The 15,272-nt window shown below is 39.1% G+C and carries 14 protein-coding genes and 1 tRNA gene; 9 read left to right on the forward strand and 6 right to left on the reverse strand.

Annotated features, from left to right (window positions below):
* Positions 1 to 9 precede the first annotated feature (9 nt).
* Positions 10 to 3,696, forward strand: a complete 3,687-nt coding sequence (locus E6H07_10785) for a hypothetical protein (protein ID TMI66355.1) — start codon at positions 10 to 12, stop codon at positions 3,694 to 3,696.
* A 9-nt stretch (positions 3,697 to 3,705) separates the two neighbouring features.
* Here the strand turns inward: E6H07_10785 and E6H07_10790 are convergent.
* The 3 genes from E6H07_10790 to E6H07_10800 form a co-directional block, all read right to left on the reverse strand.
* Positions 3,706 to 3,781: transfer RNA gene (locus E6H07_10790), tRNA-Gly, on the reverse strand.
* Between the two features lie 28 nt (positions 3,782 to 3,809).
* A complete protein-coding gene (locus tag E6H07_10795) occupies positions 3,810 to 4,343 on the reverse strand; it encodes a hypothetical protein (GenBank protein TMI66356.1) in 534 nt (177 codons plus the stop codon).
* A 9-nt stretch (positions 4,344 to 4,352) separates the two neighbouring features.
* Positions 4,353 to 5,132 (reverse strand): (Fe-S)-binding protein, encoded by a 780-nt coding sequence (locus E6H07_10800; protein ID TMI66524.1) that lies wholly within the window; start codon positions 5,130 to 5,132, stop codon positions 4,353 to 4,355.
* Between the two features lie 85 nt (positions 5,133 to 5,217).
* Between E6H07_10800 and E6H07_10805 the strand changes: the two genes are divergently transcribed.
* From E6H07_10805 to E6H07_10820, 4 genes are read left to right on the forward strand one after another with little or no spacing between them, the layout of a single operon-like run.
* On the forward strand, positions 5,218 to 6,261 hold the full coding sequence (locus E6H07_10805) for a hypothetical protein (GenBank protein TMI66357.1): 1,044 nt from the start codon (positions 5,218 to 5,220) through the stop codon (positions 6,259 to 6,261).
* A gap of 19 nt (positions 6,262 to 6,280) precedes the next feature.
* Positions 6,281 to 7,012 (forward strand): lysine transporter LysE, encoded by a 732-nt coding sequence (locus E6H07_10810; GenBank protein TMI66358.1) that lies wholly within the window; start codon positions 6,281 to 6,283, stop codon positions 7,010 to 7,012.
* Between the two features lie 9 nt (positions 7,013 to 7,021).
* Positions 7,022 to 7,516 (forward strand): hypothetical protein, encoded by a 495-nt coding sequence (locus E6H07_10815; protein TMI66359.1) that lies wholly within the window; start codon positions 7,022 to 7,024, stop codon positions 7,514 to 7,516.
* 21 nt (positions 7,517 to 7,537) lie between these two features.
* Entirely contained in the window at positions 7,538 to 8,932 is a 1,395-nt protein-coding gene (locus E6H07_10820) for an amino acid permease (GenBank protein ID TMI66360.1), read from the forward strand.
* On the opposite strand, the gene E6H07_10825 is transcribed toward E6H07_10820, so the two are convergent.
* Both E6H07_10825 and E6H07_10830 read right to left on the reverse strand, forming a co-directional pair.
* Positions 8,929 to 9,456, reverse strand: coding sequence for a hypothetical protein (locus E6H07_10825; GenBank protein ID TMI66361.1), 528 nt, complete (start codon positions 9,454 to 9,456; stop codon positions 8,929 to 8,931). The two genes, E6H07_10820 and E6H07_10825, sit on opposite strands and share 4 nt — an antisense overlap.
* A gap of 152 nt (positions 9,457 to 9,608) precedes the next feature.
* Entirely contained in the window at positions 9,609 to 10,925 is a 1,317-nt protein-coding gene (locus E6H07_10830) for a (Fe-S)-binding protein (protein ID TMI66362.1), read from the reverse strand.
* Positions 10,926 to 11,024: 99 nt separating this feature from the next.
* Between E6H07_10830 and E6H07_10835 the strand changes: the two genes are divergently transcribed.
* Positions 11,025 to 11,522 (forward strand): phosphoribosyltransferase, encoded by a 498-nt coding sequence (locus tag E6H07_10835; GenBank protein ID TMI66363.1) that lies wholly within the window; start codon positions 11,025 to 11,027, stop codon positions 11,520 to 11,522.
* A gap of 143 nt (positions 11,523 to 11,665) precedes the next feature.
* Here the strand turns inward: E6H07_10835 and E6H07_10840 are convergent, their stop codons facing one another.
* Positions 11,666 to 12,724, reverse strand: coding sequence for a DUF2279 domain-containing protein (locus E6H07_10840; protein TMI66364.1), 1,059 nt, complete (start codon positions 12,722 to 12,724; stop codon positions 11,666 to 11,668).
* Positions 12,725 to 12,802: 78 nt separating this feature from the next.
* Here E6H07_10840 and E6H07_10845 point away from each other — a divergent pair, with 78 nt between their 5' ends.
* From E6H07_10845 to E6H07_10855, 3 genes are read left to right on the forward strand one after another with little or no spacing between them, the layout of a single operon-like run.
* A complete protein-coding gene (locus E6H07_10845) occupies positions 12,803 to 14,524 on the forward strand; it encodes a phospho-sugar mutase (protein ID TMI66365.1) in 1,722 nt (573 codons plus the stop codon).
* Between the two features lie 2 nt (positions 14,525 to 14,526).
* The gene (locus E6H07_10850; protein TMI66366.1) at positions 14,527 to 14,943 is read left to right on the forward strand and encodes a DoxX family protein; all 417 of its coding nucleotides are present in this window, start codon (positions 14,527 to 14,529) and stop codon (positions 14,941 to 14,943) included.
* Complete coding sequence (locus E6H07_10855; protein TMI66367.1) at positions 14,940 to 15,272, forward strand: hypothetical protein; 333 nt, start codon at positions 14,940 to 14,942, stop codon at positions 15,270 to 15,272. The genes E6H07_10850 and E6H07_10855 overlap by 4 nt, the downstream gene beginning before the upstream one ends.

Here is a 15,272-nt window from a genome sequence, read left to right on the forward strand (position 1 = left end):
CACCATCAGATGAGAAAATTTTTTATTTCACTTGCAGCAATTCTATTTATTACTTCTTCACTACACAGTCAGAATAATCAATGGGCATGGATGAAGGGGGATAATATTCCAACAACGTTTGATAATTCTTCAGTTGTTTATGGTACAGTTACTGTTCCCGATGCTGCGAACAGACCCGGCCAGAGAGATGGAGCTGTTACCTGGCGGGATCTCCAGGGAAATTTTTGGTTATTCGGTGGAGAAGGAAATGCAACAAATGGTTTTGGATATTTAAACGACCTATGGAAATATAATCCCCTTACTGATCAGTGGACCTGGATGAAAGGCAATAACACGGTTAATGCCACAGGTACATATGGGACTGTAAATACTGCAAATATTAATAATAAGCCAGGTGCAAGAATTGGAGCAATGGTGTGGACCGACGCATCAGGTGTGTTTTGGTTATTTGGAGGAGAAGGCTATGGGGCATCTGGAGGGAGAGGTTATTTAAATGATATGTGGAGATATGATCCGGGAAGCAATACATGGACCTGGATGAAAGGGGATAACACTATTAATGCTACTGCTGTTTATGGAACGATCAATACGGCTAATGTTAACAATAAGCCCGGCGCACGGGAAAATGGGGGTGGTGGTGGTTTTGATGCAAGTGGTAATTTGCTTTTGTTTGGTGGATATGGACATACAACAACATCAACACCCGGTTTTCTCAGTGATCTTTGGAGTTTTGATAGGGCTACAAGGGTATGGACATGGATAAAAGGAAACCAGACTTTAAATGCTTTAGGAGATTATGGTACAATGACTGTGGCTAGCTCAAATAATAAACCTGGTGGACGAAGACTTGTGACGACTTGGCAAGACTCGAATGGCGATTTTTGGCTTTTTGGTGGATTTGGCCATAATATTAATCTTAGTCCAATGCAATTAGGTGATTTGTGGAAATATAGTACTGCAACTGGTAATTGGACATGGATGAAGGGGAATAATTCACTTCCTAGTGGAGGGGTATATGGAACGAGAGGAATTTCTAATGCTAATAACAAGCCCGGTTCAAGGTATAAGTCTTCCGGTTTTTTAGGTACTGGAAATAAACTTTGGTTGTTTGGTGGCGATGGAGAAGGAGCTTTTGGAAATGGAAGACTAAATGATTTGTGGGCATACGATATAGGGACTAATAGATGGACATGGATGAGTGGTTCACAAGAAACAGATGAAGCCAGTACATATGGCTTACAGGGAGTGCCTTCTGCAAACAACACTCCTGGTGCCCGAGATTTAGCATCCGCCTGGACTGATCAAAGCGGAAATTTATGGTTGACCTTTGGGGAAGATACTTGGAACATCTACAATGAATTGTGGAAGTATAATGTATCAACAAATCAATGGACATGGGTAAGAGGGAATAATTTAACTGAAGATATTTTCCCTGCGACATATGGAGTTCAAGGTACATCTGCAGTCGCTAACAAACCTGGTGGAAGATATGAAGCAGGTTACTGGAATGATGGGGCTAGTTTTTGGCTATTTGGTGGAACAGGAAGAGCAAATACTTTTAGTGGATATTTGAATGATCTATGGAGATATAATTCATCAACAAATGAATGGACATGGAAAAAGGGGGCAAATGCAGCAAATCAAAAAAGTAATTATGGTACTATGGGAATTTCATTAGTATCTAATGCTCCTGGGGGGAGACTTTCAATGTCAACCTGGAAAGACAATAATGGAAAATTATGGATGTTTGGAGGTTCTGGTTTAGGAGGTGGGTATGTAGAAGGATATTTAAATGATTTATGGAAGTATGATACTGTAGCGAATCAATGGACCTGGATAAAAGGTGATAGCACAGTAAATGATGCCGGAGATTATGGCTCTATTGGAGTACCATCTGCTTCAAATAAACCTGGAGCAAGAATAAATGCATGTACATGGACAGATGTAAGTGGAAATTTATGGTTGTTGGGTGGTGAAGGTTATGATAACGCCGGAATCTCAGGGAAACTGAATGATCTATGGAAGTATGATATTGCAACAAATCAATGGACTTGGATAAAAGGAAATGATTTTGCAAATGCTTACGGATATTATGGTGTTAAAGGCATTAGTGGAGTTGATAATATGCCTAGTGCAAGGACTGATCATATTTCCTGGAGCGATATATCAGGTAACTTTTGGCTTTTCGGCGGCAATGGTTATGACACTTCTGGGACTCTTGGTTATCTTAATGATTTATGGAAATACAATACAACAATAAATGAATGGACATGGATAAAAGGAGACAATCGTAAAAATGTATTTGGTGTATATGGTACAACCGGGAAGTCTGGAGTATTAAATAAACCAGGTGGAAGAACTAAGGCTTCTGGATGGATTGATATAAATGGAATTTTTTGGCTATTTGGTGGCGAAGGATATGCAGGCTCTGGTTCTGGACTATTGAATGATTTATGGAAGTATAATCAAGGTACAAATCAATGGCAATGGGTAAAAGGAGACTCAATTGTTTATGTATCGAGTGTTTACGGTATATTAAATACACCGAATAATTCAAATAAACCAGGCGGAAGAAATGGGTCAGTTGCATGGAAAGATAATAATAGTAGCTTATGGATGTTTGGAGGTTCTGGCTTTTCACAAAACAATTATAATGATAACTTGAATGATCTATGGAAGTATTATCTGCCTTGTTCATCAGAGATTACAATATCAGCGATTTCTAATATTGTTTGCTTTGATGGTAATCCTGTACAACTAACTGCTTCTGGTGGGTCTTCTTATGAATGGTATAAAGATGGAGTTTTGATTCCCGGCGCCACAGGTCCTTCGTATAGCGCCACAACAACAGGCTCCTACTATGCAAAAGGCAATGCAGGTTCCTGCACTAATGTATTTTCGAATGAGATTTTGCTCCAGGTGCCACCTGTAGCTCCTCAATTAACTGGCACGGGTATTTACTGCGAAGGGGTATTAGTAAATGTGGGCATCCCAGTCACCGAAATTTCACAATCTTATACATGGTTACGTAGCGGCTCACCGACATATGGTCCTATTGGTGGTAATGGCGGCAATCAAAGCCTGCAGTTTAATATGGTAAGTTTTGATGATGGAGCTTATAGAGTAGAATCAAGTAAGGAAGGATGTCCCTCGGTATATTCCCCTACGGTAAATGTTTATTATGGAGGCATTACAAACTTGTCGACGACTGCAATAAGCTCAAACTCTGTAAGCTTCTCATGGCTCGATTATAATAATCCGATTAAAAAATTTCAATATGCAGTTACTACTTCTTCCTTTCCACCGGCTAATGGCATTAATACAACTTCAACATCAGTGACCGTTGGTTCTTTGTTTTCATGCGTCACGTATTATATTCATGTCAGAGGAGCAACTATTCTGGATCTGGACGATCCGAATACGTTCTCCTTCTGTGATAACTGGACTACTATAAGTTTTAATACACCACCGGCAGGTGCAATTCTATGGACAGGCACTGTTGATACAGATTGGTTTAATCCAGAAAACTGGACATGTAGTTTTGTGCCTTTGCCTAATTCTGAAGTAGTGATTAATGGTAGTAAACCACATTACCCAGTCATTACTTCCAATGTAACTGTAAAAAAACTTACAATTAATTCGGGGGCTTCAGTAAATGTAGAACCTGATGTGATATTAACTATTACAAGCCAGTAAAAAATTAAGTTGAGCGGAAGACGGGACTCGAACCCGCTACCTACAGCTTGGGAAGCTGTCGCTCTACCAGGTGAGCTACTTCCGCTTGTATCCTGTTGGCTATTGTGACTAATTTACGAAACTGTATTTGAAAATGTAATTTTCTTATTCAGCCAACTTTCTTTTACTGGTATCAGCCAGTTGTTTTCAAGTTCTTCTTTTGTCTGTACAGGATTGTTGAAGTAGAGTGTATCAGCGGAAATAAAACCATTGTCAACACCGTATTGTAATTGTGAAAGTGGTAGTAATTGGATCCGATAGTTATCGGATTTATCTTTTACTACAAATGCCAGAGTAGTACGATCGAATAGAGTTACTTTATACTTCTGCTCAATGTCTTTGATCAATCGGACTGAGCTATCTGTACTACATCCGCTTACACCGGTTGCTTTTTCATCGGCCATTAAAATTATAAATTGTCCAAAGAATAAATAGCCGGCGCCTTTTACCGGCGTACCATGTGAAAGCCATTTGCTGGAAAAATCATTCAGTATGTCTTCTATTTCAAATGCTTCACTTAAACTGAATAACCTGTTGCTTTGATATATCCATACACGACTATCAGAAGAAAAATTTTCGTCGAGGAGATTTTTATAATCCAGATTCATTTTGCAAATTTAATCCAAACTGGCGGCAATCAATTCCGCAACATCCATCACCTGCACATTATCTTCTTTTTCTGCCTGCTTTACGCCGTCGGTAAGCATTGTATTGCAAAACGGACAGGCAGCAGCAATAATGTTTGATCCCGTTGCGATGGCTTCATTGCTCCGATCAACATTTACTCTTATTGTTCCCTTTTCTTCTTCTTTAAACATTTGTGCACCACCGGCGCCACAGCATAATCCATTACTGCGGCAGCGTTTCATTTCTACAAGTTCAGCATCTAATGCTTCCAGTACTTTTCTTGGCGCTTCATAAATATCATTTCCACGGCCGAGATAGCAACTGTCGTGATAAGTAATTTTCTTGCCTTTGAATGAACCGCCTTCTTTCATTTTTATTTTTCCTTCATCAATCAGTTGCTGCAATAAGACAGTGTGATGTATCACTTCATAATCACCACCGAGTTCTTTGTATTCATTTTTTATTATATTAAAACAATGCGGACAGGTAGTTACGATTTTTTTTATACCATAATTATTTAAAGTCTGTATATTATGGTAAGCCATCATCTGGAACATAAATTCATTGCCTGCACGACGTACCGGGTCACCGGTACACATTTCTTCTTTACCAAGTATTGCATAATTTATTCCAACTTTATCCAGGATCGTAGCAAATGCTTTGGTGATTTTTTGTGCCCGTTGATCAAAGCTTCCGGCGCATCCAACCCAAAACAATATATCCGGCGATTTTCCCTGTGCAAGTAATTCAGCTACCGAAGGAACATTCATAAGTCCAATTTTGCCCAAATCTAAAACATAAACCTGTATCCGGATACTTTTCATTCAGTCGGCCAGTTTATATTTGCTGCACTGCATGAAAGTTAAAAAATTTTTTGAGCGACTTACCAATTGGGAACTCTGGAATTTCTATGTTCTCTATTTCCCTCTTTCATTTGTGTGGCTATGGTATTGCATCCGTAGCGGCTCATTCTGGTTTTTTAGTTCTTCCAACCCAACGATCACTTTTGGTGGTATGGAAGGAGAAGGCAAAAAAGAAATGTATGATCAATTGCCGGAGCAATTTGTTCCCCGTACCATTTTTATCATGCACGACTTACCGTTTGAGGAAGTAAAAGGTAGAGTTGAAGAAGCCGGGTTTACATATCCGTTTATTGTAAAACCCGATATCGGAATGAAAGGAATTTTGTTCAGGAAAATTGAAAATGAAGAACAATTAAAAAAATATCATGAAAGGATACCGGTTGAATATATCATCCAGGATCTGATAATGTTGCCGGTGGAAGTAAGTGTATTTTATTACCGTCATCCTGCAGACAAAAAAGGAATTGTTAGCGGATTTATTCATAAAGAATTGTTGCATGTGGTAGGTGACGGAAAGAGTGATCTTGAAACATTGATAAAAGATCATGCCCGTGCAAAACACCGCTACGATGAAATGAAACACCGGCATGGTCATCGTTTTGAAAGAGTAATTCCGGCAGGAGAAATTTTTTACCTGAGCTATGCAGGTAATCATAACCGCGGCGCCCATTTCACTAACCTGCATAAGGAAATAGATGAACGGCTGCATAAAGTATTTGATGATCTGTTTGATTACAATAAGAAATTTTTTTACGGACGTTATGATATTAAGACTACATCTATTGAAGATCTGAAACAGAGTCGCAACATTATGATACTTGAATATAATGGATGCGGCGCCGAGCCCAATCATATTTACGATTGTGGTATGAGTTTGTTCAGCGCTTATGCTGAAATACTGAAGCATTGGAAAGCTTTGTTTGAGATCAGCCGCTACAATCATCACAACGGCACGCCTTACTGGTCCTTCATGAAAGGCTACCGGTTTTTACAGGTATCAAAACAGCACTTTAAGATGATCGAAAAATACGATTGAGCTTTTGTATTTTCGTTCTATGCATCCCTTGCTAAAAATATTTTTTACCGGCTTGCTGGTAAGTTTTGTGGGTTCATTGCCACTTGGCACATTGAATGTAGCGGCCATGCAGATATCAGTGAGTGATGGAATAACGCAGGCTATGTTGTTTTCCCTCGGCTCATTGATCGCCGAGATAATCTATGTGCGAATGTCACTGGTAGCAATGGATTGGATAAGAAAACAGGAATTGTTTTTTAAAATACTGGAATGGGTAACACTGGCAATCGTAGCGGCACTGGCGGTATTTAGTTTTTATGCTGCTTTACATCCGTCGGAGAGTGAAAATAAAATCCTGAGTAGTCAATTGCCAAACATTTTACTGGGTTTTATAATGAGTGCTTTGAATCCCGTTCAAATTCCTTTCTGGTTTGGCTGGAGTACTGTACTGTTCAGTAAAAAAATATTATTGCCACGAAATGATCATTATAATTTCTATATCATCGGTATCGGTATCGGTACTTTTATCGGCAATCTTCTTTTTATTTTCGGAGGACAATTTATTGCTGATAAGATCAGTAATAACCAGCACATCCTTAGTTGGATAATAGGAGGAATATTCAGCATCACAGCACTTATTCAATTATGGAAGATAATGAAGAAAAAGGATGCGGTTCACCAGATTGAACACCCCGAGGAAGTAACACAAGGTATGCAAGACAAGATTGAAAAAATTGTAGAAGAAGCCGATAAGAAATTCAGTAAACACTAAAAATAATATATGCCAATAAGAGATGCACTCATCCCAGAGTATGAAATGGAATTGAAAAACACCCGTAAAATGCTTGAAAGGGTACCAATGGAAAAAGCTGACTGGAAGCCACATGAAAAGTCAATGTCCTTAGGGAGGCTGGCAGCTCATGTTGCCGAAACGCCTATTTGGATGACAAAGGCAATCATCGATGATGAAATTGATTTTGCAAACGGTTTTGAAAATAATAATCCTGCAACTAAAGAAGAGTTGATAAAACTTTTTGATGAAAGCGCAGCTAAAGCAATGGAAGAACTTAAAAAAGTTTCTGACGAATCATTTCTTTGTAACTGGGTAATGCGAAGAGGCGATCGTGTATATGCCACTATGCCAAAAGTTATTGTTGCAAGAAATTTCGGCATGAATCATTTGTATCATCACCGCGGGCAATTGTCTGTATATTTAAGGTTATTGGATGTGCCGGTGCCCGGTATGTATGGCCCCAGCGCAGACGAGGGAAGATAGTAATACACTAAAACCACCAACATGCAAGATTCTGGTAAGGCTGCATTAAAGCAAACTCTCGGTTTGCAATTCGTACTTGTATTTGTAATTGCCAATATTCTCGGCTCAGGTGTTTATAAAAAAGTAGCGCCGATGGCGGATGCGCTGCATTCATCAGGCTGGGTGTTGATAGCATGGGTAATCGGTGGTATTATTAGTTTATTTGGTGCATTGAGTTATGCTGAAGTAGCGGGACTGCTTGCAGATACGGGAGGAGATTATTCTTATTATAAAAAGATCTACAATAAGTTTTTTGCATTTCAGTTTGGGTGGTCAACGTTTACAATTATACAAACAGCAGCTATCTCTTCATTGGCGTATGTATTTGCACAATCACTTCACAATATTGCTCACTTTCCACCAGTACTTGAATCCTCATCTAATTTTAATATTGCTGGCATTTTTTATCCTTTCAGGGATTTTAATGTAAAACTTACTGCAATCTGTTTAATTCTTTTGCTCACCTGGGTCAACACACAAGGACTGAAAACAGGTGCATGGTTGGGAACAGTTATTCTTTTACTAGTGTTTGCCGGTTTATTTACCATTATATTTTTTGGATTGACAAGTAAGGAATCAAATCTTAGCATGGCCTTTAGTTTGGATACAACCAATAATCAACCTGTAACATTCAGTGCGATGTTTACCGCTATGCTTGCTGCATTCTGGGGTTATCAGGGCTGGGCATCGGTAGGATATATTGGCGGCGAAGCAAAAAATGCCAATCGAAATATTCCCCGTGGAATTGCTATCGGAGTTTTTATTGTCATCGCATTATACTTGTTGGTGAATACAGCTTATCTATCATTGCTTCCAATTACTTCGCTTGAACAAATAAAAACATCATCCAGCGGTATTGCTGCTGTTGAGGCGGTAAAAGTTTTTTGGGGCAGGGGAGGGGAGTTGTTTATTTCTGTTTTGATACTGATAACGACATTCGGTTGCACACATGCTACTATTATTTCAAGTTGTCGTATTTATTATGCAATGACAAAAGAAAAAATGTTTTTTAAACCCGTTGCCGAACTCAACAAACATGCTGTTCCGCATAACTCACTTTTTTATCAATGTGTGTGGGCAAGTATCTTGGTGTTGTCAGGAACATTCGACCAGTTAACTGATATGATCATTTTTGCCGTATTTGTTTTTTATGGCGCTACAGCATTTGGTGTTTTTGTGTTGAGAAAAAAGATGCCGGATGCACATAGGCCGTATAAAGTGTGGGGTTACCCGATAGTTCCTGCAATTGTGATAATAATTTCTGCTGCATTGTTTGTAAATACAATTATCACACAACCAAGAGAAGCAGGAATAGGTTTGGCATTAATGGCTACCGGTATACCAATGTGGTATTGGTTCAATAGAAAAAAAGATTAGAAACGATAACCAAGGTCAATACCCGGTAAAAGCCGTCCACCGAAATCTTCATCGAGGGAATTAAACTCTTTGGTTACTTTCTTAGTGAAGCCATAACCAACAAATGGCGTAACTGCGTAATGAGTTTTAAATGTAAAATGATAACCCGCTTCGGCCATGGGTGTAATGAATAAACTATTGAGGCTGGTTTTGCCGTCAAAATTGTCAAAAGAAAACCAAAGCCTTCCCCCGACAAATGCATTTCCTGTTCCTTTTTCATTAAATATAAATCCGTAGCGATAACCGGCATACATGCCAAAACCTTTATAACCAGAGTAAGATTGTTTAGAAGAAAAATTATACGTTAACCCGATCACCCAGCTATGCTTTTTGCTGAAGGTTTCATAGCGGGGACCAACATGGCTGCTTTTAAAATTTTTTCCCATCGAACGCATATACTCACCGCCGAGTTCCCAGGGATTTTGTGAAAGGGCAGTAGTAGCAAATGAAAAACAAAGAATTGATAAGCATAATATTTTACGCATAGCTCTATTAACGAACAGGATGGAAAAATATTTTCAATGATCAATCAACAATAAAGAGTTTACAGCCCATTTGTGTAGAACTCCGATGGGATTCCGCTAATAACTGGTAAAGCTGTTTCAGCTTCTGGTTTATTATTAATGACATATTTGGGTCAATTGGTTTTCATTTCTTCCGCCCACTTGTCCCTTTCATCAGGAGAAAACTTCCACGGCGCAAAATTATTCTCTACATTACTGAACATGGCATTCCATTCCTGTGGGGCATTACTGTCCTCCATAACCAATGAACGACGGAGTTCAATAATAATATCAAGCGGTGAAATGGAAACAGGACATTCTTGTACACAGGCATTGCAAGTAGTGCAGGCACGCAGTTCTTCAACAGTAATATAATTGAGCAGGTTTTTTCCATCATCTTTAAACTCGCCATTTACATTGATGTTCTTTCCAACTTCTTCCATTCTGTCCCTCGTGTCCATCATTATTTTTCTAGGTGATAACAGTTTGCCCGTTTGAGTGGCAGGGCAAGCGGCAGAACATCTACCGCATTCAGTACAACTATATGCATCCAATAAATGCTTCTGCCCTAGATCAAAAACATCTTTTGCTCCAAATCGTGCAGGAGCTGCTGCATCGGTTGGTGCTAGTTCCGGTCGCATGGAATATAAGACCTCATTCTGTACTGATTGCATATTGGTCATCTTACCCATCGGGTTAAATTTTGCAAAATAGGCGTTGGGAAATGCAAGAATAATATGCAGGTGTTTTGAGTAAGGCAGATAATTTAAAAAAGCAAAAATGCCAACAATGTGCAACCACCAGCAAGATCGTTCAAGAAAAATAAGTGATGAGGCAGAAAGACCTGAAAGGTTTTCTGCAAAGATCCCGCTGATAACAAAATCGCCGGTTTGTTTATAATGTTCATGTCCCTGCAACTGTAATGCACGGTCGGCACTATTCATTGTAAGGAACAAACTCATCAAAACGATTTCTGTTATCAGAATATAATTTGCATCACTGCGTGGCCAGCCGTTAAGATCTTTACTGATAAAACGTTTGAGTTTGATAATATTTCTACGGACCAAAAAGATAACACAGCCCACCAGTACCAGCAAAGCCAATACTTCAAATGCATTGATAAGGAAACTGTATAAGCCTCCTAATGGTTCGGCAAATAACCTATGATTGCCGAGTATTCCATCTAATACTATTTCCAGTACTTCAATATTGATAATGATAAACCCGGCATAAACAAAAAAATGCATAACAGCTACCAACGGATTGCGAAACATTTTTTGCTGACCAAATGCCAGCAAAAATAAATTACGCCAGCGTTGTGAAGGATTATCATTAACCAGGTCATTTTTACCTAACCTGATATTGCGGATAATTTCTTTTGCTTTCTTTGAAAAAAGCCAGATAGCAACTGCTGAAAGCAGGATAAATAAAATTTGTGGTATAAATTGCATGCAGTCTGGTTTCGAATAGCTAAATTAAGGGTTGTTGTTGGATTCCGGATGCCGGATTCAGGACTTCTAATATTGAAAAGATAATCCTTACAGAAAATTATGAGTGATAAAAAATATATACTTACAAAAGAAGTGGCAGAAAAAAAGATCCGTCGGCTTGCATTAGAAATTATTGAGCATAATCCCGATGAAAAAGAACTGATACTTGCGGGCATTCGTGGCAGCGGTACCGTCGTAGCAAGTTGTATTCAGAAAAGTATTGAAGAACTTTCATCACTTAAAACAAAACTGATCACACTTACGCTGGATAAAAAGAATCCGAAGGAAGTTGAGTTGAGTGAAGCGATTGATTTCAATAATAAGACAGTGGTATTGATTGATGATGTAGCCAATAGTGGTAAAACCATACTCTATGCACTCAAGCCTTTTCTGTCTTTTCATCCAAAGTCCATCCAGGCATTGGTGCTTGTAGAGCGGACACATACTAGTTTTCCCGTTACGGCAGATTATGTCGGGTTATCAGTTGCCAGCACATCGCAGGAACATATTTATGTAGAAGTAAGCGAAACAGAAGTGCTGGGCGCCTTCCTGCAATAACTTAAGGTTCTAATATTATATCTACTTCTTTTGTTGTTTGGTAATCGTACTGGTCGGTTGAAGTGATTTTTATAGCCGCAGTAAATGTGGCGACAATTCCTGAAACCGACATTAACCAGTCGAAGTTATACAGGTTGTCTTGTTTAAAAGTACAGAAAATAAAATTTCGTCTTGCCTCCAGGATTTAACTCAAGTGTCGGTGCAGGAAATTTAAAAGCACTCAGAACAGTAAGAAAAAATTTAAGGGTTTTGCTGTTGGTTTTTATTTTACTCAGATCAATGTCGGGTGCAATATACCATTGCCTTCTTCTTGGTACATCGGTTCTGTTAAAAATAACATTGCCACTTTCATCCGTATCTACATTTTCCTCTGCGCCAAATAATCCTTCTGCTCCATATCCAACTGAAACACCTAACCACGGAGGCAGGTTTGATTTGGGAAAAAATGATTTGAAATTGGCCGATGCCCAATAGGTTTGCCCGTTATAATCCTTCAAAAACCTTTCTGGTGCGCTGGTGCCGAATAATTCTTCAGTTCTTTCTTGTAACTGTGGGTCGCTGTAATTTTTTTTGTGATAAGAGAATTTGAGTTTGATGCGTTGATCATCCCATGCAAGTTCCTGCGCCACCAGTATGCCACTGCCTAAAATATTTGCGCTGAAATCATACCAGCTCCATCCCCATTGTTCGCTGAATCCATCGAGTACTTCAATCGCTGTTTGATAAAATGCGCCGCTCATACCACCGATCCAGATCCTTTTTTTTCTGTCAATACCTGTCCACCGCCAAAGCTCCATACTGGCACGGCTTTCTATATATGCGCTATACATATGTCCGACCTTGTCCATTTGTTTCCATTCGTGCCAGTCATTAATGGTATGAAACGATGATTGCGGGTAGTCTTTATACCAGGAATTGTACAATCCTATCATAACAGCGCCATAGCCGACCACATTGGCTCCAATAACGATACGGGTACGTTTTTTTATTTGTTCAGGTGTAAGGGCAGTTGGTGGGTTTAGTGGAACCGGTGATGATTGAGCAGGCATTTGTGTTATGCTATCAACTACTATTTGCTTTTGTATTGTTGTATCCTGGGAAAATAAGCCGCATACAGGAAACATCAGAAAGCAGAACAGGGTTACAGCAGTACAAGAGTGCGACGCAACAGAAGCTAAATTTTGCACAGGTGCCGGTTTCATTCAAACAAAAATACGGGACAAAGACCATTTTAGATTGAATAGGAAAATTCAATAACTTCCCTCTTTAAACCAACTATTATGGATGCAACGATCCTTGCAAAAGTGAATAACTGGCTTAGCGGAAATTTTGATACTGTGACAAAGGATGAGATCACCCGCCTGCAGAAGGATAATGAAAAAGAATTGGAAGATGCATTTTATCGCAATCTTGAATTTGGTACGGGTGGTTTGCGAGGTATTATGGGAGTAGGAACCAACCGGATGAATAAATATACGGTGGGGATGGCTACCCAGGGCTATGCCAATTACCTGAAGCAATGTTTTGGTAATGATGTGAGTGTTGCAATTGCGCATGATAGCCGGAATAATAGCCGCTTCTTTGCCGAAACAGTTGCCAATGTGTTTGGCGCAAATGGGATCAAAGTTTATTTATTCGAAGCGTTACGTCCAACTCCGGAACTTTCATTCGCTATCCGTCATTTAAAATGCAAAGGTGGAGTAGTGTGCACAGCTTCGCATAATCCAAAAGAGTTTAATGGGTACAAGGCTTATTGGGATGATGGCTCACAGCTGGTGCCACCGCATGATAAAAATGTAATTAAAGAAGTAGATAAGATATTATCAGTTGATGATGTAAAGTGGAGTGGTGGTGAAAAGAATATTACCATCATCGGTAAAGAGCTGGATGATGTGTATATGAAAATGGTAAAAAGCCTGAGTGTGTACCCGGATGTTATCAAAAAGCAACATGATCTGAAAATAGTTTACACTTCTATTCATGGAACAGGTATTGTGCTGATGCCGGAAGTGCTGAAACGTTTTGGTTTTACTAATGTAACGGTGGTGGAAGAACAGAAAGTGCCGGATGGAAATTTTCCAACAGTAGTTTATCCCAATCCTGAAGAAAGTGAAGCAATGAGTATTGGGTTGAAAAAAGCAAAGGAACTGGATGCAGATATTTTATTAGGTACGGACCCTGATAGCGACCGTGTAGGCATCGGCGTAAAAGATAATAATGGCAATTGGGTGCTGATGAATGGCAACCAAACTGCTGTGCTTGCTTTTAATTACATGATCGAAGCAAGAAAAGCGAAAGGCATTGCTCAGCCCAATGATATGGTGGTAAAAACAATTGTAACAACGGAGATGATCGACCAGATAGCAAAAGCAAGTGGCATTGCCTGTTATAATGTGCTTACTGGTTTTAAATGGATCGCTGAATTAATAAGAGAAAAAGAAGGAAAAGAAAACTATGTTGTGGGGGGTGAAGAAAGTTTTGGTTTGATGATCGGTGATAAGGTAAGGGATAAGGATGCGATCAGCGCTGTGGCTTTGCTTTGTGAAATGGCAGCTTATGAAAAAGAAAAAGGTCGCAGCTTGTTTCAAAAAATGATTGACCTGTATGTGCAGTATGGTTTTTATAAAGAACATTTGATATCCATTACTAAAAAAGGAATGGATGGCCAGCAACAAATTGCTGCAATGATGGAAGGTTACCGCAGTAATCCGCCACTTAAAATAAATGGAGTAAATGTTGAGCAGTTATTGGATTATAAAATGCGCAAAGGAAAAAACCTGTTGACAGGAGAGGAGTGGGAAATAAAATTACCCAAATCAAATGTGTTGCAATTCATATTAACTGATGGAAGTAAGATAAGTGCAAGACCAAGTGGTACAGAACCAAAGATCAAATTCTATTTTAGTGTAAATGGAAAGTTGAAGAATGCTGCAGACTTTGAAAAAGTAGGAAAAGAGTTGGATGAGAAAATAAAGGCGATAATTAATGATTTGAAATTATAACTATGAAACCACATTTTTTACTCCAGCCTTCCAATTCGATCGGCCTCTTAAGAATGCTGATGGGAATTGTTTTTATTCTGCATGGCGGTGCAAGATTGTATGAACACTCAGTTACAGGATTTGGTGGGTTTATTGGTGATCATGGAATCCCGGGTGGATTATACCTTGCATGGTTTATAACTGTGTTTGAAATAATAGGAGGCACAGCAATGTTCCTTCGCTATGCAGTAAAGGTTTTTTGTGTAATTGAGATCCTTATTCAAATCGGCGGCATATTAATGGTTCATAGCCCAAATGGATGGTTTACAGTTGGGGCACAAGTGGGCGGAATGGAATATAGTGTTGTTCTGGTTGGAGTATTACTTGCAATATTCCTCGCTGAAAGAAAGAATGATTTGAATATTAAACCACTGCTATGAGAAAACTACTTTTTATTTCTCTTGCGGTATTTTTTTATTCCTGTTCAACAGAAGCACCCAAAGAAGATGAAGTAAAAGAAATGGTAAAGATTTGGTATATGCAGAAAAGTTCAGCAGACGGTGCAGGGATATGGAATGTGAGTGGTGTCACTGTACTTTCAATAAAAAAAGATGAGAAGCGAAAAGATATTTTCAATACAATAAGTCATGCAACAGGTACCTGGAAATATCCGCCATTGGAAATTCCAAAGCCTGATGAAAATTTTTCTGATACAGTGCAGATGGACCTACGATGGAATGGCTCTAAATGGGTAACAGCAAATGAATAA

This window comes from Bacteroidota bacterium (assembly GCA_005882315.1).
Taxonomy (GTDB): domain Bacteria; phylum Bacteroidota; class Bacteroidia; order Chitinophagales; family Chitinophagaceae; genus VBAR01.

Coding starts and splice junctions, on each gene's coding strand:
- E6H07_10785 (TMI66355.1), top strand. CDS start 10: ATGAGAAAATTTTTTATTTCACTTGCAGCAATTCTATTTATTACTTCT.
- E6H07_10795 (TMI66356.1), bottom strand. CDS start 4,343: ATGAATCTGGATTATAAAAATCTCCTCGACGAAAATTTTTCTTCTGAT.
- E6H07_10800 (TMI66524.1), bottom strand. CDS start 5,132: ATGAATGTTCCTTCGGTAGCTGAATTACTTGCACAGGGAAAATCGCCG.
- E6H07_10805 (TMI66357.1), top strand. CDS start 5,218: ATGAAAGTTAAAAAATTTTTTGAGCGACTTACCAATTGGGAACTCTGG.
- E6H07_10810 (TMI66358.1), top strand. CDS start 6,281: ATGCATCCCTTGCTAAAAATATTTTTTACCGGCTTGCTGGTAAGTTTT.
- E6H07_10815 (TMI66359.1), top strand. CDS start 7,022: ATGCCAATAAGAGATGCACTCATCCCAGAGTATGAAATGGAATTGAAA.
- E6H07_10820 (TMI66360.1), top strand. CDS start 7,538: ATGCAAGATTCTGGTAAGGCTGCATTAAAGCAAACTCTCGGTTTGCAA.
- E6H07_10825 (TMI66361.1), bottom strand. CDS start 9,456: ATGCGTAAAATATTATGCTTATCAATTCTTTGTTTTTCATTTGCTACT.
- E6H07_10830 (TMI66362.1), bottom strand. CDS start 10,925: ATGCAATTTATACCACAAATTTTATTTATCCTGCTTTCAGCAGTTGCT.
- E6H07_10835 (TMI66363.1), top strand. CDS start 11,025: ATGAGTGATAAAAAATATATACTTACAAAAGAAGTGGCAGAAAAAAAG.
- E6H07_10840 (TMI66364.1), bottom strand. CDS start 12,724: ATGAAACCGGCACCTGTGCAAAATTTAGCTTCTGTTGCGTCGCACTCT.
- E6H07_10845 (TMI66365.1), top strand. CDS start 12,803: ATGGATGCAACGATCCTTGCAAAAGTGAATAACTGGCTTAGCGGAAAT.
- E6H07_10850 (TMI66366.1), top strand. CDS start 14,527: ATGAAACCACATTTTTTACTCCAGCCTTCCAATTCGATCGGCCTCTTA.
- E6H07_10855 (TMI66367.1), top strand. CDS start 14,940: ATGAGAAAACTACTTTTTATTTCTCTTGCGGTATTTTTTTATTCCTGT.